The sequence below is a fragment of the Streptomyces sp. WMMB303 genome, from assembly GCF_029351045.1.
Taxonomy (GTDB): Bacteria; Actinomycetota; Actinomycetes; order Streptomycetales; family Streptomycetaceae; genus Streptomyces.
The window spans coordinates 34,045-54,965 of sequence record NZ_JARKIN010000001.1 but is presented as its reverse complement, the minus strand read 5'-3'; the positions used below and the strand labels follow the sequence as shown (position 1 = coordinate 54,965).

Annotated in this window: 24 protein-coding genes; 8 read left to right on the top strand and 16 right to left on the bottom strand. The window is 71.6% G+C overall.

All coding sequences use genetic code 11. From position 1 onward, the window contains the following. Nucleotides 1-50: 50 nt before the first annotated feature. Nucleotides 51-224, top strand: coding sequence for a hypothetical protein (locus tag P2424_RS00295; protein ID WP_276473781.1), 174 nt, complete (start codon nucleotides 51-53; stop codon nucleotides 222-224). A gap of 23 nt (nucleotides 225-247) precedes the next feature. Here P2424_RS00295 and P2424_RS00290 read toward each other — a convergent pair whose 3' ends face one another. Continuing rightward, entirely contained in the window at nucleotides 248-715 is a 468-nt protein-coding gene (locus P2424_RS00290) for an SRPBCC family protein (protein ID WP_276473780.1), read from the bottom strand. A 311-nt stretch (nucleotides 716-1,026) separates the two neighbouring features. Here P2424_RS00290 and P2424_RS00285 point away from each other — a divergent pair, with 311 nt between their 5' ends. After that, nucleotides 1,027-1,887: an aldo/keto reductase gene (locus tag P2424_RS00285; RefSeq protein ID WP_276473779.1), complete on the top strand. Its 861-nt coding sequence runs from the start codon at nucleotides 1,027-1,029 to the stop codon at nucleotides 1,885-1,887. Between the two features lie 43 nt (nucleotides 1,888-1,930). Here the strand turns inward: P2424_RS00285 and P2424_RS00280 are convergent, their stop codons facing one another. The 4 genes from P2424_RS00280 to P2424_RS00265 form a co-directional block, all read right to left on the bottom strand. After that, complete coding sequence (locus P2424_RS00280) at nucleotides 1,931-2,053, bottom strand: hypothetical protein (protein ID WP_276473778.1); 123 nt, start codon at nucleotides 2,051-2,053, stop codon at nucleotides 1,931-1,933. Between the two features lie 61 nt (nucleotides 2,054-2,114). Further along, nucleotides 2,115-3,203, bottom strand: coding sequence for a DUF5937 family protein (locus P2424_RS00275; RefSeq protein WP_276473777.1), 1,089 nt, complete (start codon nucleotides 3,201-3,203; stop codon nucleotides 2,115-2,117). 88 nt (nucleotides 3,204-3,291) lie between these two features. Beyond that, on the bottom strand, nucleotides 3,292-3,741 hold the full coding sequence (locus tag P2424_RS00270; protein ID WP_276473776.1) for a DUF6314 family protein: 450 nt from the start codon (nucleotides 3,739-3,741) through the stop codon (nucleotides 3,292-3,294). Nucleotides 3,742-3,881: 140 nt separating this feature from the next. Next, nucleotides 3,882-4,346: an SRPBCC family protein gene (locus P2424_RS00265; RefSeq protein WP_276473775.1), complete on the bottom strand. Its 465-nt coding sequence runs from the start codon at nucleotides 4,344-4,346 to the stop codon at nucleotides 3,882-3,884. Nucleotides 4,347-4,392: 46 nt separating this feature from the next. Between P2424_RS00265 and P2424_RS00260 the strand changes: the two genes are divergently transcribed. Beyond that, nucleotides 4,393-4,998: a TetR/AcrR family transcriptional regulator gene (locus tag P2424_RS00260; protein WP_276473774.1), complete on the top strand. Its 606-nt coding sequence runs from the start codon at nucleotides 4,393-4,395 to the stop codon at nucleotides 4,996-4,998. Between the two features lie 169 nt (nucleotides 4,999-5,167). Here P2424_RS00260 and P2424_RS00255 read toward each other — a convergent pair whose 3' ends face one another. Then, nucleotides 5,168-5,530, bottom strand: coding sequence for a helix-turn-helix domain-containing protein (locus P2424_RS00255; RefSeq protein ID WP_276473773.1), 363 nt, complete (start codon nucleotides 5,528-5,530; stop codon nucleotides 5,168-5,170). A gap of 106 nt (nucleotides 5,531-5,636) precedes the next feature. On the opposite strand from P2424_RS00255, the gene P2424_RS00250 reads away from it, so the two are divergent. Both P2424_RS00250 and P2424_RS00245 read left to right on the top strand, forming a co-directional pair. Continuing rightward, complete coding sequence (locus tag P2424_RS00250) at nucleotides 5,637-6,518, top strand: NAD(P)-binding domain-containing protein (protein WP_276473772.1); 882 nt, start codon at nucleotides 5,637-5,639, stop codon at nucleotides 6,516-6,518. A gap of 280 nt (nucleotides 6,519-6,798) precedes the next feature. Further along, nucleotides 6,799-7,470 carry a DNA alkylation repair protein gene (locus P2424_RS00245; protein ID WP_276473771.1) on the top strand — a complete coding sequence of 224 codons (672 nt, stop codon included), beginning with the start codon at nucleotides 6,799-6,801 and terminating at the stop codon, nucleotides 7,468-7,470. A gap of 65 nt (nucleotides 7,471-7,535) precedes the next feature. On the opposite strand, the gene P2424_RS00240 is transcribed toward P2424_RS00245, so the two are convergent. Both P2424_RS00240 and P2424_RS00235 read right to left on the bottom strand, forming a co-directional pair. Beyond that, entirely contained in the window at nucleotides 7,536-8,063 is a 528-nt protein-coding gene (locus P2424_RS00240; RefSeq protein WP_276473770.1) for an HPP family protein, read from the bottom strand. 374 nt (nucleotides 8,064-8,437) lie between these two features. Continuing rightward, nucleotides 8,438-9,010, bottom strand: a complete 573-nt coding sequence (locus P2424_RS00235) for a TetR/AcrR family transcriptional regulator (RefSeq protein ID WP_276473769.1) — start codon at nucleotides 9,008-9,010, stop codon at nucleotides 8,438-8,440. 62 nt (nucleotides 9,011-9,072) lie between these two features. Between P2424_RS00235 and P2424_RS00230 the strand changes: the two genes are divergently transcribed. Then, nucleotides 9,073-10,044: an SDR family NAD(P)-dependent oxidoreductase gene (locus P2424_RS00230; RefSeq protein WP_276473768.1), complete on the top strand. Its 972-nt coding sequence runs from the start codon at nucleotides 9,073-9,075 to the stop codon at nucleotides 10,042-10,044. A 227-nt stretch (nucleotides 10,045-10,271) separates the two neighbouring features. Beyond that, a complete protein-coding gene (locus P2424_RS00225) occupies nucleotides 10,272-10,925 on the top strand; it encodes an NUDIX hydrolase (protein ID WP_276473767.1) in 654 nt (217 codons plus the stop codon). 6 nt (nucleotides 10,926-10,931) lie between these two features. Here P2424_RS00225 and P2424_RS00220 read toward each other — a convergent pair whose 3' ends face one another. From P2424_RS00220 to P2424_RS00210, 3 genes are all read right to left on the bottom strand, one after another. Further along, nucleotides 10,932-12,446 (bottom strand): hypothetical protein, encoded by a 1,515-nt coding sequence (locus P2424_RS00220; RefSeq protein WP_276473766.1) that lies wholly within the window; start codon nucleotides 12,444-12,446, stop codon nucleotides 10,932-10,934. Between the two features lie 300 nt (nucleotides 12,447-12,746). Continuing rightward, nucleotides 12,747-13,880, bottom strand: coding sequence for a PP2C family protein-serine/threonine phosphatase (locus tag P2424_RS00215; RefSeq protein WP_276473765.1), 1,134 nt, complete (start codon nucleotides 13,878-13,880; stop codon nucleotides 12,747-12,749). Between the two features lie 156 nt (nucleotides 13,881-14,036). Next, nucleotides 14,037-14,246: a hypothetical protein gene (locus P2424_RS00210; RefSeq protein ID WP_276473764.1), complete on the bottom strand. Its 210-nt coding sequence runs from the start codon at nucleotides 14,244-14,246 to the stop codon at nucleotides 14,037-14,039. A 434-nt stretch (nucleotides 14,247-14,680) separates the two neighbouring features. Between P2424_RS00210 and P2424_RS00205 the strand changes: the two genes are divergently transcribed. Then, a complete protein-coding gene (locus tag P2424_RS00205) occupies nucleotides 14,681-15,775 on the top strand; it encodes a hypothetical protein (RefSeq protein WP_276473763.1) in 1,095 nt (364 codons plus the stop codon). A 291-nt stretch (nucleotides 15,776-16,066) separates the two neighbouring features. On the opposite strand, the gene P2424_RS00200 is transcribed toward P2424_RS00205, so the two are convergent. The 5 genes from P2424_RS00200 to P2424_RS00180 form a co-directional block, all read right to left on the bottom strand. Beyond that, complete coding sequence (locus P2424_RS00200; protein ID WP_276473762.1) at nucleotides 16,067-16,684, bottom strand: sigma-70 family RNA polymerase sigma factor; 618 nt, start codon at nucleotides 16,682-16,684, stop codon at nucleotides 16,067-16,069. 174 nt (nucleotides 16,685-16,858) lie between these two features. Beyond that, nucleotides 16,859-17,566, bottom strand: coding sequence for a hypothetical protein (locus P2424_RS00195; RefSeq protein WP_276473761.1), 708 nt, complete (start codon nucleotides 17,564-17,566; stop codon nucleotides 16,859-16,861). A 240-nt stretch (nucleotides 17,567-17,806) separates the two neighbouring features. Continuing rightward, complete coding sequence (locus P2424_RS00190; protein WP_276473760.1) at nucleotides 17,807-18,313, bottom strand: copper chaperone PCu(A)C; 507 nt, start codon at nucleotides 18,311-18,313, stop codon at nucleotides 17,807-17,809. Then, complete coding sequence (locus P2424_RS00185) at nucleotides 18,310-20,625, bottom strand: heavy metal translocating P-type ATPase (protein ID WP_276473759.1); 2,316 nt, start codon at nucleotides 20,623-20,625, stop codon at nucleotides 18,310-18,312. Before P2424_RS00185 ends, P2424_RS00190 begins: the two co-directional genes overlap by 4 nt. Continuing rightward, a complete protein-coding gene (locus P2424_RS00180; protein WP_276473758.1) occupies nucleotides 20,625-20,852 on the bottom strand; it encodes a hypothetical protein in 228 nt (75 codons plus the stop codon). The genes P2424_RS00185 and P2424_RS00180 overlap by 1 nt, the downstream gene beginning before the upstream one ends. Nucleotides 20,853-20,921: the final 69 nt, after the last annotated feature.

The window sequence follows — 20,921 nt, the reverse complement described above, 5'->3', positions numbered from 1 at the left end:
ACCGGCGAGGTGGGATGCGTTCTGCGCCGCCAGGACGCAGTATCCGGCGTATGGACGAGGACAAGCACTTCAGACCGGGACAGCAGGTCCCGGTGAGCGGGATCTACGCGTGCGACTGCGGTCAGGGACACCATTGGAGCACCGACGTGGCGGGACACACCTTCCCGCCGCTGCCGTGCGCGGGCAGCACCTGGCGCCTGCAGACCCGAGCGCACGAGCAGTAGGCCGCGGGCCCGCTCGTGCTGCGTCAGTCGTCCTCCACATACGAGGCCAGGTTGGCCAGCGAGGACGCGATCCCGGCTTCGTGGACCGCGGGGTCGATACCGGGCGGCACGCCCGTCGCGGTGACGCTGACCTCCGTCCGGTCCGCACCGGCGGCAGCCAACTGCCAGGTCATGGTCATCGTCCCCGCGAACGACGGATCATCGGCCTCGAAGACCGCCTGCTGCACCACGCGTTCGAACGGCACCAGGGCAGCGAACCCGACATCGACGACATCCTCCGTTGCCGACGTCTTGCCCCGGCCGGCCGCCGGGTCCAGGTAGGTGAGGGTCATCCGGAACCCGCCGCCGGGCCGTGGGTCCCACCGCTCGATCCGCCCGCGCATGCCGTCGGGGGGAAGCCACGCCTCCAGAGCCTCCCGGTCGAGAAGCGCTCCGTAGACGGTCGCCCGCGGTGCGCCGATCACCCTGCCGGCCCGGTCGATCCTGCCCATGGCCCGAGTCTAATGCCGTGACCGGGAATTCCGCCGGAGCGGAGACTCGCCTCGACAGCCGGGCTCCCCGCGACGCGAAGAGGCCCGCCCCCCCCGGAAGCCGACGGATTCGGCCCCTTCGGAGACGGATCGCCTGCGCGGGCGAGGGCGCGTGGGTGAGATTCTGCCCGCCTCCGGTGCGCCGGACGCGCTCCGCTTTCTGCCGTACTACACGCTGAGCAGGGCCGGGCCGAGGCTCAGTGCGGCACCCGGCGGAGCGTCCCCCGGAACGAGCGAGGCCCCGCGGAATGGACTGGACAGCTGTTGGAAGCATGCAGATCGGGCCGGACCTCAGGGTGCGCCGTATCGGGTTCGGCGGTGCGTGGCTGACCGGGCCCGGAACATTCGGGCCCCCACCTGATCCGGCCGCGGCCACAGCGGTCGTGCGGCGCGCGGTCGAAGCCGGCGTCCAACTCGTCGACACGGCCGACTGCTACGGGCCCGAGATCAGCGAGACACTCATCGCCGAGGCGCTCGTCGACTGTCCGGACGAGGTGGTGGTCTCCACCAAGGGCGGCCGCATCGCGCTCGGTGGCAACACCTGGCGCGCCGACGGGCGCCCCGAGCACTTGCGGCAGGCGTGCGAGGGGAGTCTGCGCAGACTGCGACGGGAGACGATCGACCTCTACCAGCTCAACGCGGTGGACCCCGCGGTGCCGCTGGAGGAATCGCTCGGGGCGCTGGTGGAACTGCGTGCCGCGGGGAAGATCCGCGCCATCGGCCTGTGCAACGTCGGCGTCGCCGAACTCGCCCGGGCCCGGCTGGTCACCGACATCGCCTCGGTGCAGGACCGCTACGACCTCCTGACCCGCGACCACGACGACGTCCTCGACGTCTGCGCGGACGACGGCATCGCCTTCCTCCCCTGGTTCCCGCCGGCCAATGAGCTGCGAGCCGCCCCGGACTCGGCGCTCGGCAGGATCGCCTCCCGGCACGGGGCCTCCCCGGCCCAGGTGGCCCTGGCCTGGCTGGTGCGGCGCGCACCGGTGACCGTGCCGCTGCCCGGAACCTCGACCTCCGAATGGTGGGAGGAGGATCTGGGCGCCGTCGGCCTGCGGCTCTCGGAGCCGGAGGTGACGGAGCTCGGAGATCGCGCGGGAGAGGCGGCGTCCGCGCAGAGCGGCCCCCCGTGAGGGACCCGGAGTCCGGCGCCGGCCGTCCGCCGGGACCGGCGGATCACGCTTCGCGGCGCGCCTGCGGCATGGCGGACAGCCGGGAGACGTACAGGGCCGTCGCCACGACGGTCGGGATGACGAACTGGACGAAGGTAGTCCGCCACGTATGCCGGATCGTCCTCACGCAGCGCCTGCACTGTCCACAGCCTCGGTCTGCACGGCGCCGGCGAGGGACGGAGAACGGCTCAGCGCAGTACGGCTGCCAGCAGATCGTCGCCGAGCGCGGTCACGTCGGGCAGACTGAGGGTGTACCGGGAATAGCGGCCCCGCCGCTCGGTCGTGAGCAGGCCCGCCCGGCGCAGCACGGCCAGGTGACGGGAGGTCTCCGGGAGCGACAGGCCCCAGCTGTGGGCCAGTTCGCCGGTGGTGTGCGGACCCCGGGCCAGGGTGCGCAGCAGCCGCAGCCGTACCGGATGGGCGAGCGCCTTCAGCCGGAGTGTCACCGTCTCCAGCGGGACCGTCTCCGCGGGGCCCGGATCGGCGGCCACGGAATACTGCACCACCGGCTGCCAGCCCGTCGCGTGCACCACCACCAGGTGCGGGCTGCCGAAGACACTGGGGACGAAGGTGACCCCGGCGCCGCGGGCGGTGGTCGCCTTGTCCTGCAGCTTGTCCACGACGATGCAGCTGCCGTCCGGCGCCAGGGTGACGGCGCCGGATACCGAGGCGAGTGCCGCCTCGGTGCCGTGCCGATGCAGCAAATCGTTCTTCAGGCGCAGATCGGAGGCGAGCCGCACCGCAACGTCCGACCAGGCGGCGTCGAAGAAGGCTTCGGCACAGTCCTCGAGAGTGCGGCGCACCCGGGACCGTACAGCGGCCGGATCGGACAGCAGCCGTTCGGCGAACGCCTCGTGCCGGGCGCCGCGCGCCAGCGCCAGCCCCAAGGCCCGCTCGCGCGTGGTCGCGTCGGCGAGAGGCGACGGCGCGGCGAAGTGGCGCCGGCTGCCGCCGCATGTGGTCACGAGCGCTGCGGTCACATATGTCTCGTCGTCGATCCGGTCCACGGCGTCCAACTCCTCGGCGAGGGTGGGCCGGGGCCGGGCGGGGATCAGGAAGTCGGCCTGCGAGGAGCGCCAGAGGCACTCCGCCTCACGCAACCGCTCGGCCAGATGCGGCGGCATCCCCGCCCAGGTCTCGGCGGCCCAGTCGGCGTGCCGGGGGTGATGCCCGGGTTCGGCCAGTACATGCAGCATCGCCGTCAGCTCGGCCAGGGGCGAGGCGGCGAACCGCACGCGCTCGGACGGCAGGCCGTCGATGTCGATCCTCAACGTCACCGGCTCATCATCGCCGACCGAAGGGCAGGTGACCGAATCGGTTGACGGTGTTCGTCAACCGGCGCGGCGGGCCCCGCGCCCGACGGCGTCAGCTGTGTGCGGGGCGGCGGTAGCGGGAGTCGAGCAACTGGTCTTTGGCCGGACCGCGGACGAGCCAGCACAGTCGCCACTCGGCGGGGGAGACCACCGTGAAGTCGGCCTCGTACAGGTCGGCTCCGCACTGGTGCCGTGCCGTCCAGCGCCCGCTGCGCAGATCGAGAGCGTGGAAGAACCGCCCGTCCGCGAAGGCCACCTCGGCGGTACCGGCGGCGCCCGGCAGCAGCCGCAGCGTCCGCCCCGCTTCGCGCCGGACCCCGTCCCACTCCAGGACGCCCGTCTCCACATGCAGCCACTCGCCGCCCGTCCCGGCCCGGAATTCCGCGCGCCCGTCGAACCGGCCGCGCCCCCCGCCGGAGCGGTCGAGTACCTGGCGGCGCACGCTCCACTCACCGGCCAGGTAGGAGAGGGTCTCGGCGACCGGGTGTGGTGCTGGGGGCATGAGGGCAGTCTGGCAGAGCCATGGCGGCCTCGGACAGCCACGTCGAGCAGGACGGCATCGTCGCCGGCGGTGAGGTGCCGGACGGCCGGCGCCGGTCGTGTCGGCCGGCCCGGGGCGGTGAAGCTGAGCGGGCCGCCCGTTCAGGTCCCGGCGCCCGGCGTGTGCCGAGCCAGTTCCGTGGACAGGCGCCGGAGGGCCGTGCGGTTCGCCCTCCGCATGGTGGTCCGGACGAGGGGAGCCAGCAGCCGGTCGGGGAGCGGGGCCTGCTCCCAGGCGTAGCAGAAGGAGACCCGGCTTCCGCCGGACGGCAGCGGTTCGATGGTGTAGATGCCGCGGGCGACACGTCGCCCGGCCGCGCTGACATTGCGCTCGGTGATGTGCCGTGGCGCCTCGGCCTCGACGACCTCGATGGCGACCTCGGTCGTCGTGCCGCCCAGCGCGGCGGTGACGGTGGCCCGGGACCCGGGGCCGCGGCGGGGGCCGCCGAGGCGCCAGTCGGTCAGGTAGTGGTCGGTGAACCGCTCATGGTGGGCCATGACATCGAGGAACTCGTATACCTGCTCGGGCGTCTGCGGTACGTCGATCGACACGGTGACGGGCTTCATGTACCGAACGGTACATGGCGCATGTACCGCTTGGTACACTCCTGCGGTGGGGAATACGGACGACACCGGGTCGGAGAGCCCGTCGACACCCGGCACGGACCGGGACCGGCGCGCCCGAATGGTGGACGCAGCCCTCGATCACGTCGCGGCACACGGCATCGTGGATCTCAGCCTGCGCCGGCTCGGCGGCGCCATCGGAGTCAGCCACCGTATGCTGATCCACCATTTCGGCTCCAAGGAGCAGTTGCTCCTCGAGATCGTCCGAGCCTCGGAGCGGCGCCGGCGCGAACTGCTGGCCAGGCTCCGCCTGGAGCCCGGCCTTTCGCCCGCCGACGCCGCGCGGCGCCTGTGGCAGCAGTTGGCGGACCCTCGACTGGCCGGCCAGGAGCGGCTCTTCTTCGAGATCTGCGGACACGCCCTGCGGGGCCGGCCGGAAGCCCTCCCGTTCCTGGAGGGGCTGGTGGCGGAGTGGCTGGAGCCGCTCGCGGCAGCCGAGGAAGCCGCCGGGGCGGACCCCGCCACGGCCCGGAGCCGTGCCAGGCTGGGGCTCGCCACGGTGCGCGGCCTGCTGCTCGACCTCCTCGCCACCGGGGATCGGGCCGGCGTCGACGCGGCGCTGGAGGAATTCCTCGGGCTGTACTACACCGAGTGACGGGCCGCTTCCCGGGCCGGGAGCGCGAGGGCTGGAGCCTCAGGGGCGCGGGGCGCTCTGCGGGCGGCTGTCGGCGGCCGCCGGGACGGCACCGGCGCTCGGGGACGAGGCGGACCCTCTCCCGAACGAGCGGCCGGAACCGGAGCCTTCGACGCTCTGCCGCACCGCGTCACTCCGTCACCTGCCCCGGCTCCTGGCCGGTCGCCCGCTCGCGTCCCCAGGCGGCCAGCGGCCGGAGCGCCTCGTTGAGCCGCCTGCCGTCCCCGGTCAGCGCGTACTCGACGCGCGGCGGCACCTCGTCGTAGGACACCCGGCAGACGACGCCGTCCCCTTCCATCTCCCGCCGATGAGAGGCCAACACCTTCTCGGTGATCCCTGGAAGCAGCCGGCGCAGTTCGCCGAAGCGTCGGCAGGGATGCTCGTGGAGCGCCCAGAGGATCAGCACTTTCCACTTGCCGCCGATCACTTCCATCGCGGTGTCGATACCGCAGATATGCCCGCCGGGCGCACCCGGCCGGTTCAGCGTCGTCATGCTCCACCCCTCGGCACCCCGGTGACGTGCTCGCTCACCTCGGAGTAACCACCCACCCCGAAGTGCGTACTTGAGCATACTCAAGTCTGTGACCAGGCTTCATGGCATGACACGTCACTCTGCTCACCACTCGCCCCTCACCCTGCTGGGCCTCGGCGCGATGGGTATCGCGCTCGGCCGGACCTGGTTCGCCGCAGACCATCCGCTCACCGTCTGGAACCGCACCCCGGCGCGCGCCGCGGCGCTTGCCGCCGAGGGCGCCGAAGCCGCGGACAGCGCAGCCGAAGCGGTCGCCGCGAACTCCCTGATCGTCGTCTGCCTCATGGACGACGACTCGGTCCAGAAGGTGCTGACCGGTACGGACCTGACCGGTAAGGACCTCGTCAACCTGACCACCTGTACGCCCGCACAAGCCCGTGCCCGCGCGGAGTGGGCCCGCGAGCGCGGTGCCCGCTACCTGGACGGCGGGGTCATGGCTGTCCCGCCGATGGCCGGCGTCCCGGAGGCAGGCGGCTACGTCTTCTACAGCGGCTCCCAGGAACTGTTCGAACAGCACGAGGAAACCCTGAGCGTCCCGCTCGGCACCCGCTACGTGGGCCGGGACGCGGGCTTCGCAGCCCTGCACGACGTGGCGCTGCTCAGCGCCATGTACGGGATGCTCGCCGGGGCCGCGCACGCCTTCGCACTGATCCGCAAGGAGGATATCGACCCCGCGTCGTTCGCGCCGCTGCTCGCCGACTGGCTCACCGCCATGGCCCCATCGGTCCACCGGACCGCCGACCAGCTGCGAAGCGGCGACTACACCGAAGGGGTCCTCTCCACCCTCGCCATGCAGGTGGCCGGTACGCCGACCTTCCTGCAGACCGCCGAACAGCAGGGCGTCAGCCCGGAACTGCTCAGTCCCTACTTCGCGCTGATGCGCCGCCGGCTGGCCGACGGCGACGGCGTGGAGGACCTGACAGGCGTGATCGATCTGCTGGTGCGCTGAGCGGCCGTCCACCGGCGCGGGCAGCCGCCCGGACGACGGAGTCGCGGCGGGCGGCGGTGATGAGCACGGGGGCGGCGCAGCCTCCGGGAAACCGAATACCAGCGGGATCATGGTGCAGACCGCGACTGTCACCCGCAGGCCCGCCCGTCTCGAGGCGGAACGTGGGCCCGACCCGACGGCATCGGCACTGCGGTCATTCCGCGCGCGGTGGAAGCGCACCGTACGCTGAGCTGAGCCCCGGACGCGGCACTGCGACTGGTAGGGCGGAGAGGAGGCCGCAGTGGCCGATACCCTGCTGGACGAGGTGGGGGCGGAACTGGCCGAACTCGAGGACTCGCGCATCCGCGAGGTGAACGAGCGGCACGGCGACGACCACGGTGTGCACCTCGGCAACCTCCGCGCGCTGGCCAAGCGACTGAAGACTCAGCACGAACTGGCGCGCGGCCTCTGGGCGACCGGCGACACCGCGGCACGGTTGCTGGCCCTCCTGATCTGCAGACCGAAGGCTTTCGGACCGGACGAACTGGACACCATGCTCCGCCAGGCGCGCACCCCCAAGGTGCACGACTGGCTCGTCGCCCACGTGGTGAAGAAGAGCCCGCACACCGAGACGCTGCGCCTGGCCTGGCTCGCCGATCCGGACCCGACGATCGCGAGCGCCGGCTGGGCGCTGACCGTCCACCGCGTGGCAAAGCGCCCCGAGGGCCTTCAGCTCGCCGAACTGCTCGACGTCATCGAGGCGGACATGAAGGACGCCCCGGAGCGACTGCAATGGGCCATGAACCACTGCCTGGCCCAGATCGGCATCGAGCACGCCGAGCACCGTGCCCGTGCCCTCGACATCGGGGAGCGCCTCCAGGTGCTCAGGGAGTATCCGACCTCCCCGGGCTGTACGTCCCCGTTCGCACCGACCTGGATCACCGAGATCGTGCGCCGCCGCGAAGGCGCGTAGGAAGCCGCTCGCATGCCTCGTCGGCGAGGGAACGATTGCTTTGCTGGACCTACGTGTCCTTCGGGCTACGCACTGTTCCCGGACCGGGTACCGGGCACTCGTGCCAGTACTGCCACCAGGGCCAGCAGGAGCGCCAGCCCGGCCAGCAGGCCGTACAGCGGGTAGCCGGGCCGGGTGATGCCGGAGGTGATGAGCAGCGCGGTCGCAGCGGCAGGCGGGTGCTCCACCCGAAGCAGCGTCTGCCCCAGCAGCGTCAGCCCCACGGCCACGGCCTGCGCCCCGATCTGCGGAAGGCTCTCGTGACCCGCCTCGACGACCGAGGGATGGCTCCACAGGCCGAAAGCGGCCAGGCAGGCGAGCCCGCAGGCGATCGCGGTCGTGTGCCCCAGGAGCGCACTGCGCAGTTGGGACGCCTCGTCTCCGGGGTGCGCCAGGAGCAGGTAGGCCGTCGGCCCCAGAGCTGTCGTCAGCCACACCCAACCGGCGGCGTATCCCGCAAGGCCCACCGCGGTGAGGGCGACCGCGGTCAGTACCAGCAGCCTGATCCCCGCGAGCCACCGCCCCTTCGCGTCGGTCCCCTTCGAACAGGTCATCGCGCTCCCGTGGCCGGACCGGGGGTGTTCCCGCTGCGCCGCTGACGCAGCCGGTCGCTTTCGTGTTTCCCGTCCGGCGTGGCTTCCGCCCGGTCTTCCGTCCCGGAGCGCACCGGGGGCCTTGGCAAGGATCGTGTCCTGCCGTCCGGGACGGTGGAATGTTCGTCACCGTCCAGCCATCCCGAGTCCGGTCCCGGGCCAAACGTCGGCCGGTCCGGTAGGGCCCGGTCGGGTGCACCGCCCCGGCGATCCGCTGGGGACGGCAGCGCGCACGGGGCTGTGCTCGACGACGGGGAGCGCGTCGAACCGGTCCGGAGCCCCCGGACTTCTCCGACACCCCGGAGCACTCGCGGGGGATGCCGGTAGTCGCCCCTTCAGTCGACCAGCAGGTCGATGGCGACTCTCAGCCGCTCGCGGAAGAACTCCCGTGACCGGGCCTGGTGCTTGAGGCCGATCGAGGCGCTGTTCAGCGTCCGGGCGACGGCGCGCGCCTTCTCCCGCCCTGTCTCCACGGCGACCGCTTCCGTGACGAGCGCTTCGAAGCGCCGCGGCGCGGTCTCGGTCGTCTCGCCCAGCAGGCCGGGGTTGGCTTCGATGACCTCTGTGATGTCGCGTGCCGCGGGGCCGACGTAGCGGCCCGCCCACTGGTCGAAGGCCTCGGCGAGACGCTCCGGCAGGGGGCGTGCGGCATCGGCCAGTACGTGTTCGACGGCCGCGAGGTCGCGTTCCAGGAGCTGGATGACGGCGGCCCGGAACAGCTCCTCCTTGGAGGAGAAGAGGAAGTAGAGGCCCGGCCGGGAGATCTGCGCCGTGCGTGCCACTTCCTCCATGGAGGTCTTCCGGTAGCCGAAGCGCGCGAACGTGGGCAGCGCTGCGTCCAGGACCGCGGTCCGCCGGCTGGTGTCGGCGGCTGCCGGAGAAGGGTGACCGACATCAGGGCTGCTCATGAGGCGAGCATACGGGCAGAGGCGGACTATACAAAAAGTGTCTAATCTGTATAGTCGCTGTCGTGGCTGATTCCGAACTCATCTCCACCCCCTTCACGGCCGCCAGCACCGCGGCGGAGGTACTGCGGGGCCTCGATCTGACCGGTGTCCGCGCGATCGTGACCGGAAGCTCCTCCGGCATCGGGATCGAGACGGCCCGCGCGTTGACCGCGGCCGGCGCGGAGGTCACCCTCGCGGTCCGGAACACCGCCGCGGGCGAGGCGGTCGCCGAGTCGATCCGTGACTCCACCGGGGGAATCCGGCCCCGGGTCGCCCCGCTCGACCTCGCCGACACCGCGACCGTCGCCCGCTTCGCCGAGGCGTGGCGTGGCCCGCTGCATCTTCTGGTCAACAATGCGGGCGTGGTCACCGGCGGCCTCGAACGGACGCGTGCGGGCTGGGAGATGCAGTTCGCGACGAACCATCTCGGCCACTTCGCGCTCGCCGCCGGTCTGCACGGCGCCCTGGCACTGGGAGCCTCCGACCGGGCAGGGTCCCGCATCGTCGCGGTGAGTTCCACCGCGCACATGCGTTCGGGGGTCGACTTCGACGACCTCCACTTCGAACACCGCGGCTATGACCCGCAGATCGCGTACGCGCAGTCGAAGACGGCGAACTCCCTGTTCGCGGTCGAGGCCACCCGCCGATGGGCCGCTGACGGGATCGTCGCCAACGCCGTGAACCCCGGCGGGGTCTCCACCGGGCTGCAACGCAACTTCACGCCGGAGCAGCGGCAGTCGCTCGACGCCGCCGAGGCCGCCGGCGTCTTCACGTACAAGACGGTCGAGCAGGGGGCCGCGACCAGCATCGTCGCCGCGGCCTGGCCTCCCTTCGGCCACTCCGGCGGGCACTATCTGGACGATGCGCAGGAGGCGTACCCCGTGCCGAACGACGCCGACCTCGCGCAGCATCCCCACGGGGTCAAGGAGTGGGCCCTCGACCCCGGTCTGGCCCGACGGCTCTGGGCCGTCTCAGCCGACCTGCTGTCCGTCTGACGCTGCCGCTCCGTCCGGGACGCCGATCGGATCCCCGGCTGACCCGGCACGGTTCAGAGCCTCCACCGGTGCCTGAATGGTCCGTCCGGCCGGCCCGCACCGGAGTCGGAGACGGCTCGGCTCGCCGCGGTGTGCGGAGCGGGGAGGACGGCCCCAGGGCCGGCAACTGCTCCAGCTCCCGCGCCGAACCGCGACCGTGGCCGACGGCGCCGTCCCATACTTCATGCATGACTGATGCCCACGAGGACCCCATGGACGGCTACCGCCGACTGCGTCAGGAGCAGCCGGACCTGTTCCGCAACGAGGAAGGGCCCGGTGCGATCGACATCGTCGACCCCCGCCAGGCACCCGAGGACCTCGGCACCCTCGGTCTGGTCTACCAGGACCCCTACATTCGCCTGCTGCGCGACCCGGTCCGCTTTCCCGACGGCCGCCTCGGCACCTATCTGCGGATCCTCAGCACCGCGAACTCACCGGGTGCGGCGGTCCTGCCTGTCCTGGACGACCGCGTCCTGTTGATGGAGAACTACCGGCACGCCATTCGGGGCTGGACTCTGGAGATCCCCCGTGGTTTCGGCACCGAAGGGCTCACCGCGGAAGGCAATGCCCTGAAGGAACTCGACGAGGAGCTCTCGGCGCAGGTGGAGTCGGTCACTCCCATCGGCGTCGTCCATCCGGACACCGGCCTGCACTCTCAACCGGTACACCTCTTCTTCGCCTCGCTGACCGCCACAGGCCCGCTGGAGACCGCGGCGGGAATCCGCAGCCTGGTCACCTTCACGCCCGAGGAACTCGACAGGAAGATCGTCGACGGCACCCTCACCGACGGCTTCACCCTCGCCGCCCTCACACAGGCCCGCCTGCGGCACCTCATCCGATGAGACGGCTCAGCCGGTTCCCTCGCTCTCGTCCGGAGCGTTCAAAGTGGCGTCCTCTCCGGGGCGGTGGACCGGCTCACGCCGAGAGAATCCTGCCTCCTGCATTCGCCGGACCAGCCCCTCCCACTCCTCCCTCGTCCGGTCGAACCTCACCTGCATCAGATCCACGCTCGTCTCCATCTGCTTCCTGGTCTGCCGCTGGTCCCGACCGACCACAGCGAAGCGGACCACACCTTTGGATGCCGTTGCGGCGACAGAGTCGGCCACTTTCCCGACCACCTCGATCCAGGGTTCCTCGCCGAAGATGACGGAGATGACAGAACCGAGCGTATGAATGCTCATTTTGATGATCGGCTGCCATCGGTCCACCACCCCAGCGCGTCGCGCGCCAACGATGCCACCGAGCCGCTCGGCAAGAGACACATACCGGTTGTACACGTCCTGGCTGCGGTCCCTGAACGCCTCAGGTGTTTCCGCCAGGCGCTCGGGATCCCGAAGGAGGCGCAGAAGGCTGTCCTTGTAGAGCGTCCACTCGTCGGTCCCCCTCGCCTGCCGCACATGATGCAGGTCGAGCCCGGTGAGCCCGACGTCCAACGGATTCTGGACGAGAGCGAACGCCTGCTGCTGGAGCATCCGGACAAGTTCGTCCGCCGACACGGCCGTGCCGCGTGAGAGCGCGCGGTCTAATTCCTGCAGAGCCGTACGGTCCAGTGAATCCGCCGGCGTCAACGGGTAACGTCCCACAGCGTCCGACAGGGAAGTGTTGTACTTCAGGTCGGCAAGCTGCTTCAACTCTCCCGCGAACGGCTTCGACCGGTCGTATCGACCTTCTGCCGGGTCGGTGCCCTCGGCCACCACAAATTCCCTGTAGAACTCCTCGCGCACCACCGATTCCCTGTCCACCGCCCAGCGGGAGACATCCCTCAGTCTGGCCTTCAGCTGCCTCGCGCCCTCGTCGTCGAGCTTGAAGTCACGCATCAGACTCTCTGTCCTGAATCTGGCCATGCTCAGCAGCTGGTCGTGGAACGAGTCCTTGAGCTTGAGGTCGGTGAGCCGGGTGTTCTCGTCCTCGTCCCAGGACAGCCGGAGGCAGCTCCCCGTCCCCGCGTCGGCGACGACCTCCCGCCATGCCCGTTCCCCCTCGGTGCGAACGGTGAAACTCTGCTCCGCCACCAGTCCCCTCTCTCTGTACAGATAGGGAACGATCACCGCATCGCGGAGCAGTTCTTTGAACGCGTCGCGTGAAGCACCGCCGTTCTGGAAATCCTGGTAGACGGCCTGATTGTTGAGGAAGAACGCACGGTTGACGATGACCTGCTGAGCATTCAGAATCGCCCGCAGGTACTCGTGCCGCACGGCCTGGAGCCGGGCTCCAGCCACCTCGGCATCCCGTAGCGACCGGCCGCGTTCGAGCATCGACCCGAGCAGTTCCTGCGGGATCCACTGATTGTCGAGGCACTGGGCCACCACCGCGACCGGCTCGAGGTCACTGTTCACGATCTTGTTGAACTCTTCGCCCGGCATACTCGTACACCTCTCACTCGCAGTCGGTTGCCCTCAGACCATCCCTGATCGATTGACGTAAGCAGGCCGCAATTTTTGCATTTGGTCAATATTGATCGACAGGCGTCGGAGCCCCACGAGCCCCTTCAAATGTGCATGCTGGGAAAGAGGTGACTGGAGGTGAAGAAGTGCTCGACAGGCGGGTTCACAATCAAGCCTGCCCGTACGCCTGGAGCTTCGACTGCCCGCTGTCCAGCCGGCATCGGTCTTTCCGCCCCCGCCCCCGCCCGCGCTTCTGAGAGGTGCGGGGGCCACAGGTGCTCAGGAGAACGGAACGTCCCGCTGTGCTGCCGCGGCAGGGTCCGAAGGCGCCCGCTGGACAGTGAGGAGGGCGACGTCGTCCTGGAGCCGGCCTCCGGTGTGCTCCAGCAGGTCGCTCACCACGGCGTCGGTGGTCTGTTCCGCGGTGCCGATGGCGAGTTCGGCCAGGCGGTCGGCGAGTGGGTAGAAGTCACCGGAGCTGTTGCGCGCCTCGATGACCCCGTCGGTGTAGAGGATCAGCGTCTCCCCGGGCGCGAACACATGCCGTTCCACGGCCCTCGACTCCGGGGAGAGCTCGCCCAGGCCCAGGGGCGGATACGGTCGGGCCGCTTCGAGAGCCCGGACCGTCCCCCGGCCGAGGACGTAGGGCGGAGGATGCCCGCAGTAGACCAGCGCCAGCTCGTCGGCGTCGTCGAAGAGGTCGACGAGCACAGCCGTGGCGAAGTCCTCGATCATGTCGGTGTCGAGATTGTGCAGACTCAGCACCGTGTCGAGTTCACGGGCGAGTTCCGGCAGCGGCAGGCGGTGATGGGCGAACGCCCGGAATGCGCCCAGGACAAGGGAGGTGTCCTCCAGCGCGTCCAGCCCCTTGCCCCGCACATCCCCGATGATGAGCCGGGTACCGCCCACGGTCCGGGCTGCGGCGTAGAAGTCGCCGCCCACCTGTGCCTCCTGCTGCGCCGACCGGTAGGCGGTCGCCAGGGACAGCCGGCCGAGCCGCGCCGGAGGTGGCTTGAGCAGTACCTCGCCGGCTGCCTCGGCCACTGTTCTGGCCTGCTCGAGTTGCTCCTCGCGCCGCCGCCGGCTGCGGCTGTAGAGGACCAGGGCCGCTGAGACCAGAGCGATGGCGGCGGCACGCGTGCTGTAACCGATCACGTCGGAGCCGGCGTTCGCCAGGCCGAGGGCCAACTGCGTCACCACGGCGCACAGCCCGACGGCTGCCGTGGCCAACGGGCCGCCCAGTACGGAGGCGATGGCAGGAGCGACGATCACCAGGGGCCCGAAGTGGCGGGAACTGGGCAACACGGCGTCGCAGATCGTCAATCCCACCACCAGCGCCACCGGCAGCACCAGCACGGCTCCGGGGGCACGAGCGGCACGACGGAGCCATGCCAGACATTCCCGATAGTCCATACCCAACGGCTACACCACCAGCCTCCACCCCACGCGGAACGACGCGAGCGGGCTTCGCCGGGAGACCGCAGGCTCCACACAACGCTTGCGGCCTCCGCAGCGGCAGCACAACAAGCGGCAGCACAGCAACCGGAAACAGCGCGCGCGGAGCCCGATTCAGGCCTCGGGGTGTCGCTCCCGCTCACCGGGCAGTTCACCCGACGCGGACTTCTCCAGCAGAGCGGTGTACTTGCGCGAGAGTTCCTCGTACCGCGAGTCGGCCTCTTCGAGAGCCTGGTCCGTCCGGCGCCTGTGCCGTGTCATGGCGTACAGGGCGGCGGGCCCGGCGACGATCCAGGCGATGGCGATCAGCGCCCACCACGGCATGGTTCCCCCTCGGTGCGGTGTTTCGGCAGCGCGCGGCGCTCCGCTCACAGCGTATGCCCTGGCGCTCCGCACACCAACATCATCGCTCAGTCGCCTCAGCCCACAGCAACCCGAACGGTCTGCACGCAACGTGGCCGAACGAATACTTTACTCTGTCGTCGCCATCGGGCGACAAGCCCTGGCGCATGGCAGGGGACCGGGGGCGCCCGGAGTCCGGGACGGCGAAGCCCGTCCGGATGGGCCCGCACGCCGCCGTTCACCACGTGGTCTCCTGCGGTGACGTCCGAGACGGCCGGAACGCTTCGGACGGCCGGTCCGGGGAGCGGCGTACCTGCATCGGCGGCCCGGTCGCCTGCACTGTCAGCGCCCTGTGCCATGATGCGGACGCGCCCGGGGGAGTGGCGCGAGGTCACATGAGCGCCAGGGGGTTCGGGATGGCTGGGGGCACGGAGCCGGGCGGCTCCTCCAAGTCCGACGAGGAGTGGGAGCAGTTTCTCCGGGAGTCGGTGGCGGGCGCCGCCGACTCCCCCAAGGAACCGTCCGCACGGGCCCGCGCCGTCACGAGGCGGCTGCGTGAGGAACCCGACCGCCCCCCGGAGGGCTGGCGGACCTACACGCCCGCCCGGCCCAAGCGCCGCACAGGCTGGTACGTCGCCGGGCTGCTGGCTTCGGTGGTGCTGCTCGTGGTGGCTCTCGCGCCCGGGTGGGTGATGGACCTGTTCCCCGGGACCGACTCCTCGCCGCAGGCAGCCGAGACCGCCCGCCCGGTCGAGGCGCCTCCGACGCAGCCGGACCGACGTCCCACCAAGGACGAGCCGTTCCGCGGATCACCGGCGGCCCGCTGGGCGAGTGGAGCGGCCGGTATCACCGTGCCGGAGGCCGAAGCGGTCGGGGCGATGACCGCGTCCGAGGTCGAACGCGCCCTCGACCGCAGCCGGGACTTCCTCGTCGCCTCCAACCTGGACCGCGGGGTGCTGCGGGGCGAGCATCCCGACAAGGCGATCGCACTGATCAACCCGCACCAGAAGGACGTCCAGGACTTCCTGGGCGCCGCCTTCCGGAGCCCGAGCGAGAAGAACGACCCCCTTCGCCTCTTCAGCCGCTTCCAGCCCTCCCGCGTCCACCTGGTCGGCGACGTCGTGAAGACCCGGGGCCGACTCACCTACGACCAGGGCCAGCGCGGCGCGCTCCAGGTGACCGCCGACGTCACTTTCGTCTACCCGGTCACCCGCGCGGACGCGGGTGGTGACGACGAGATCGTCCGCACCATCGTCCGGCGCGAACTGGTCCTGAGCTGGGACGACCCGGACAAGGTGCGGACCGAGCCGGGCACGTTCTCGATCGTCTCGTACAAGAACGACATGACCAACGGCGGTTGCGGCAAGCCCACCGGCTACTTCGAACCGCCCTTCGGGACGGACCACGCGGCGGAAGGGGGCGGCGCGGACATCGATCCCTACGACCGCAGTGCGCCGGTCGGGCCGGGCGCATCCGCCGGGGACGGGTGCAGGCGGGCGACACGGTCCTAGCCGAAGCCGCCGGCGGGGCCGTTCCGGCGCGAGCGAGGAACAGCCGGCCGCCGCTCCGGGACCGACCGCCGACTCGTCGCTCTCGCAACCGTGCCCCGGCGTCGGCCGCGAACGCTGTGCCGGGGCGGGGCGGGGCGGCGCGCCACCACGCCGCCGCGCCCTTGCCACCTGCCGGCGAGGATCGAAAGTTCCCGACCTGGCACAACCCCCGGGCAGCACAGGACAGGGTGCGGTTCCGGCCCCGGAACGGTGCCCGGGACCGGAACCCCTACCGGCGTGCGCCGGTCTCGCTCAGGCCGCCACCGCGGCGGGGGCGTCCGCCATGGCGATCAGCTCTGCGAGAGCTGCCCGGGCACGCGCCACCCGTGAGCGGACCGTGCCCACCGGGCAGCCGCTGACCCGCGCTGCTTCCGCGTAGGGAAGTCCCAGCAGCTGGGTGAGGACGAACGCCTCCCGGCGTTCGTCCGGCAGTGACGCGAGCAGTTCGAGGAGCGCGACCCCCTCCTCGAACCCCGGCAGGCCCGGAGGCTGCGCACGCTCGACGGCCGTCTGCCAGTCGACGACCTCCGCTGCCCGGGGCCGGGCGGCGGCATGCCGATAGCTGTCGATCACCGCACGCCGTGCGATGGACAGCAGCCACGACCGGGCCGAGGAGCGTCCCTCGAAGCGGTGCAGGCTGCCGAGGGCACGCAGGAAGGTGTCCTGCGCGAGATCGTCCACGGCCTGCGGGTCTCCGCACAGGTGGCTGACGTAGCGCAACACGTCACGGTGCAGCGCACGGACGAACAGCTCGACGGCGTGGGAATCACCGTTGCGGGCTGCCAGCGCCCAAGCGGTGACCGACGCGTCGGCCTCCGATCTTCCCAGGGCGCGGTGGTGCGTCGTCGATGGCAAAGCAGGAGCGATCACCTGTTGTCCTTCTCGGTCATCCGGAACCCGACCGCCGGCGGCATGCGGACGCGGCCGAGCGCGCACGGCTCAGCGCCGGGCCGGGCCCGGTTCGGTGAGTGGACCGGCCGCGCGGAATTGCGCACGGCCGGGGCCCGGGGGCGCAGCGGAGGCGCCCCGGGATGCCGGCTGCCGTCAGGCGGCAGCGGCCACCGCAGGAGGACCTCGGGAGGTGATCGAAAAGGCGAGAAGGAGGAGATGCGCCGTCAGGTCGGCGCCTGAGCGGGCCGACCGCGGCCGTGGGCGGTCCGCGGTCCGGGGGAGGGCCAGCAGCAGCCGCAGGGGAGAGGTGAGCCGGCCGGCGACGGCGCGCAGGAGACGGAACGCGGCTCGCTCGCCGTATCCCAGCCACAGGCCGCACAGCACAGCTGCCAGCAGGTGTGCGGCCAGCATCCCGAACGACCAGGTGCCGCTCATGGAATGATCCATGTGCCCCATGGGACCGGGGTGCATGTGCTCCGTACCGCCCGCCGGGGAGCCGAGGTGCGGCACGGCCTGCTCCCCGCACATCCGGCCCGTGCCCCCGGACGGGGAGCCGAAAGCCGTGCCCTTCGTTCCGCCGGGCCCCGGCCCCGGGGGACGGGGTGAGAGGGACTGTGCCAGGGAGAATGCCGAGTGCAGCACCGCCTGGACGACGACGGCGACCGTGACGACCAGTTTCAGTCCGCGCTCCCGATCGGCCAGCCGCCATGCGCCGGCCGCGGTCACGGCGAGCCCGGAGCCGAGCGCCCAGGCGGGGACGTCGTTTCCGGACATCAGGACGTGGCCCAGAGCGGCGACAAGCACGCAGAGGGCCGAGAAGATCCCCGCCCGCAGCGCCTTCGAGCACCACCCCACAGTCATCACGCCTCATGCTCCCACCCGGACGCGGGGCCACCCGTAGCGGCCCGGTCCTCGGTCGGGCAGGCTCGGCAGGAGGACACCGAACAGCTAGCCGGGTACGACACCTGTCCGTCGGACTCGCGCCGAACCGCACCATCGGCGCCACCGGAGCGGTGCCGGCTGATGCGCCCCCCGGCCCCGGCGGCTCCCCTCGCCGCGTCGCGAGGGGGAAGCCGGACGGGTGTCGGGGGGCGCGTCGCGTCAGTTTCTCCTGTCACCGGGGCGTATGACGGTGGCCAGGACGGTGAGAGGTCCGCCGCGCTCGAAGTGCAGGGTGAAGGGGATGCGCCGCCCCAGCCGCCAGTCACCGTCGGGGCGGACGGTGACGTCGGTGCCGTGCGGATCCATGGTCAGCCCCTCCTCCGCGGGAATCACCACGTCCTCCACCGGCCACCGGTAGGCGGCCCCCGAGCGGGTCATCCGGTGCCGGCTCAGGGCGGGTGGGACCTTCGTGCGCGGGGAACTGACCGCCAGCAGCCGGTCGGGTGAGCCGCCGGTGTTGGTGATCGTGAAGAAGGCCGCGGTCTCCGGAGTGTTGCCGAGGCGCTGGTAGACGTGCCCCTCGGCGACGGCGAGCCGCGGAGGGCTGCCCGCGTTGCCGGCGGCGGTCCAGGCGCCCAGGCCCGCGAGGGAGAGCCCGCAGGCGAGCACCGGTGTGGCGACGGCGGCGACGGGGCCTCGTAGCCGCGCGAGGAGAGTGGCTTTCACAGGCGCGTCGACTCCGGGAAGAAGGGGTTCGCAGGGCGCTGCTCGGGGAAGCGGGGGCGGCGTGCCGGGGCCGGGGCCGGCTGCCAGTGGCGCAGCCGCAGGCTGTTGAGGACGACGAGTACGGAGCTGAGGGACATCGCGGCGGCGGCAGGCATCGGGCTGAGCAGGCCGACCATGGCGAGCGGGACGGTGACGGCGTTGTAGCCGAAGGCCCAGAGGAGGTTGCCCCGAATGGTGGCCAGGGTGCGCCGGGCGAGCCGCACGGCGTCCGGAAGCGCCTCGATGTCGTCCCGGACGAGTGTCACGTCTGCGGCGCCGATGGCGACATCGGTGCCCGTGCCCATCGCGATGCCGAGGTCGGCTCCGGCGAGCGCCGCCGCGTCGTTGACCCCGTCGCCGACCACGGCGACTCTCCGGCCCTCCTGTCGCAGGGAGCGGACGAACGCAGCCTTCTGCTGGGGGGTGCGCCGGGCGTGTACCTCTTCGACGCCGAGGGCCGCGGCGACGGCCCGCGCGGGGGCGTCCTGGTCGCCGGTGACCAGGACGGGCCGTACCCCGAGCCGCCGGAGGCGGTCCACCGCGTGGTAACTGCCGACGCGCACCACGTCCCCGAGCGCGATGACGGCCTCCGCCCGCCCCTCGACGTGGACGACGACGGGGGTGTGCGCGGCCTCCAGCGCCCCGGCGAGCGCGCTGCCCAGCGCACCGGACAGCTCCTCCTCGGGGGCACGGACCGCGACCGCCCTGCCCTCGACGTCGCCCTGAACGCCGTTCCCGGGCGTGGCCCGGAAGCCGCTGAGCGCCTGCGGTCGTACCGCATCCTCCCCGAGGCTGCCCCGGGCGTGCGCGACGATGGCGCGTCCGAGCGGATGTTCCGACCCGCTCTCGACGTTCGCCGCGAGGCGGAGGGCTTCCTCTGCCGTCAGGCCGTGCTCGCGTGCGGTGACGGCGGTGACGTCCAGCCGGCCGGAGGTGAGGGTGCCGGTCTTGTCGAGGACGACGGTGTCGACCCGGCGAAGCGCTTCGAGCGCCTGCGGTCCGCTGACCAGGACGCCGAGCTGCGCGCCGCGCCCGGTCGCGGCCATCAGGGTGGTCGGAGTGGCGAGCCCGAGCGCGCAGGGGCAGGCGACGACGAGGACGGCCACGCACGCGGTGACGGCGGGCTGCACGTCGGCCCCGGCGCCGAGCCAGAATCCGAGCACGGTGGCCGCGACGGTCAGCACAGCCGGGACGAAGAACCCGGCCACGGTGTCGGCAAGCCGCTGCGCACGGGCCTTTCCGGCCTGGGCCTCGGCCACCAGGGCGGTGATGCGGGCGAGTTGCGTGTCGCCACCCACCGCGGTGGCCCGCACCAGCAGTCGCCCGCCTGCGTTGACGGCCCCGCCGGTGACGGACGAGCCGGCCGAGACCTCCACCGGTCGGGTCTCCCCGGTCACCAGGGAGAGGTCGACCGCCGAGGTGCCGTCGGTGACGACTCCGTCGGTGGCCACCCGCTCTCCGGGCCGTACGACGAACACCTGCCCCACACCGAGCTGTTCGGCACGGATGAGCCGCTCGGTGCTGCCCTCCTGTACGGTCACCTCTTTCACGCCCAGTTCCGCGAGCGAGCGCAGGGCCGCCGCGGTGCCCCGCCGGGCGCGCGCCTCCAGGCGGCGGCCGACCAGGACGAAGAGCGGGACGCCCACCGTTGCTTCCAAGTAGATGTGGGCGACTCCGTGGGAGGCGCCGGGCAGCAGCGTGAAGGGCATGCGCGTGTCCGGATGGCCGGCGCCGCCCAGGAAGAGCGCGTAGGCGGACCAGGAGAAGGAGGCCAGCACACCGAGCGAGACAAGCGTGTCCATCGTGGCCGCCCCGTGCCGCAGTCCTCGCAGCGCCCGCCGGTGGAAGGGCCAGGCGCTCCAGAGCGCGACCGGCGCGGCCGAAACGAAGCACAGCCACTGCCAGTTGCGGAACTGCAAGGAGGGCGCCATCGACAGCAGGAGGACCGGCGCGGCCAGCAGCGCCGTCACCAGCAGACGCTGCCCGAAGCGCTCCCGGGGCTGCTCCTCTTCCACCTCGCTCTCCGCGGCTGCGGTCGGAGCGGGGACGCTCGCCGCGTAGCCGGCCTTCTCGACGACCTCCACCAGCGAGGTGGTGCCGAGATGAGCGGGGTGCTCCACACGGGCGCGACCGGTGGCGAGATTGACGGTGGCGGTGACGCCCTCCAGGGCGCCGAGTTTCTTCTCCACGCGGCGCACGCAGGCCGCGCAGGTCATCCCTCCGACCGTCAGATCCGTGGTGACCAGGGTCGGCGGTGCGGTCTCTGCGGGCATCAGTGGCCACCCCCGTGATCCATGCCGCCCAAGCCACCCATGCCGCCCCCGCCCGGAGCGTCGTCGTGCGGTACCCCGCGCATGTCCGGGGCCACCGGTCCGGCGAGCGATCCGGCCTGGTACGCCAGGGCGAAGGCAGCGGCAAGGAGCAGCAGAAAGCCGGCGAGTGCGGCATACGGAGCGGAGAGGAGGCGTCGCCCGGAAGGGGGCGTCACCGAGTCGTTCATGGCGGAGACTCCGGCGGCAGAGGTGAGGCACGCGAGGGGACACGGCAGTACGGTCCAGATGTCGGCCCG

Coding starts and splice junctions, on each gene's coding strand:
- P2424_RS00295 (WP_276473781.1), top strand. CDS start 51: ATGGACGAGGACAAGCACTTCAGACCGGGACAGCAGGTCCCGGTGAGC.
- P2424_RS00290 (WP_276473780.1), bottom strand. CDS start 715: ATGGGCAGGATCGACCGGGCCGGCAGGGTGATCGGCGCACCGCGGGCG.
- P2424_RS00285 (WP_276473779.1), top strand. CDS start 1,027: ATGCAGATCGGGCCGGACCTCAGGGTGCGCCGTATCGGGTTCGGCGGT.
- P2424_RS00270 (WP_276473776.1), bottom strand. CDS start 3,741: ATGCCCCCAGCACCACACCCGGTCGCCGAGACCCTCTCCTACCTGGCC.
- P2424_RS00265 (WP_276473775.1), bottom strand. CDS start 4,346: ATGAAGCCCGTCACCGTGTCGATCGACGTACCGCAGACGCCCGAGCAG.
- P2424_RS00255 (WP_276473773.1), bottom strand. CDS start 5,530: ATGACGACGCTGAACCGGCCGGGTGCGCCCGGCGGGCATATCTGCGGT.
- P2424_RS00250 (WP_276473772.1), top strand. CDS start 5,637: ATGACACGTCACTCTGCTCACCACTCGCCCCTCACCCTGCTGGGCCTC.
- P2424_RS00240 (WP_276473770.1), bottom strand. CDS start 8,063: ATGACCTGTTCGAAGGGGACCGACGCGAAGGGGCGGTGGCTCGCGGGG.
- P2424_RS00235 (WP_276473769.1), bottom strand. CDS start 9,010: ATGAGCAGCCCTGATGTCGGTCACCCTTCTCCGGCAGCCGCCGACACC.
- P2424_RS00225 (WP_276473767.1), top strand. CDS start 10,272: ATGACTGATGCCCACGAGGACCCCATGGACGGCTACCGCCGACTGCGT.
- P2424_RS00220 (WP_276473766.1), bottom strand. CDS start 12,446: ATGCCGGGCGAAGAGTTCAACAAGATCGTGAACAGTGACCTCGAGCCG.
- P2424_RS00215 (WP_276473765.1), bottom strand. CDS start 13,880: ATGGACTATCGGGAATGTCTGGCATGGCTCCGTCGTGCCGCTCGTGCC.
- P2424_RS00210 (WP_276473764.1), bottom strand. CDS start 14,246: ATGCCGTGGTGGGCGCTGATCGCCATCGCCTGGATCGTCGCCGGGCCC.
- P2424_RS00205 (WP_276473763.1), top strand. CDS start 14,681: ATGGCTGGGGGCACGGAGCCGGGCGGCTCCTCCAAGTCCGACGAGGAG.
- P2424_RS00195 (WP_276473761.1), bottom strand. CDS start 17,566: ATGACTGTGGGGTGGTGCTCGAAGGCGCTGCGGGCGGGGATCTTCTCG.
- P2424_RS00185 (WP_276473759.1), bottom strand. CDS start 20,625: ATGCCCGCAGAGACCGCACCGCCGACCCTGGTCACCACGGATCTGACG.
- P2424_RS00180 (WP_276473758.1), bottom strand. CDS start 20,852: ATGAACGACTCGGTGACGCCCCCTTCCGGGCGACGCCTCCTCTCCGCT.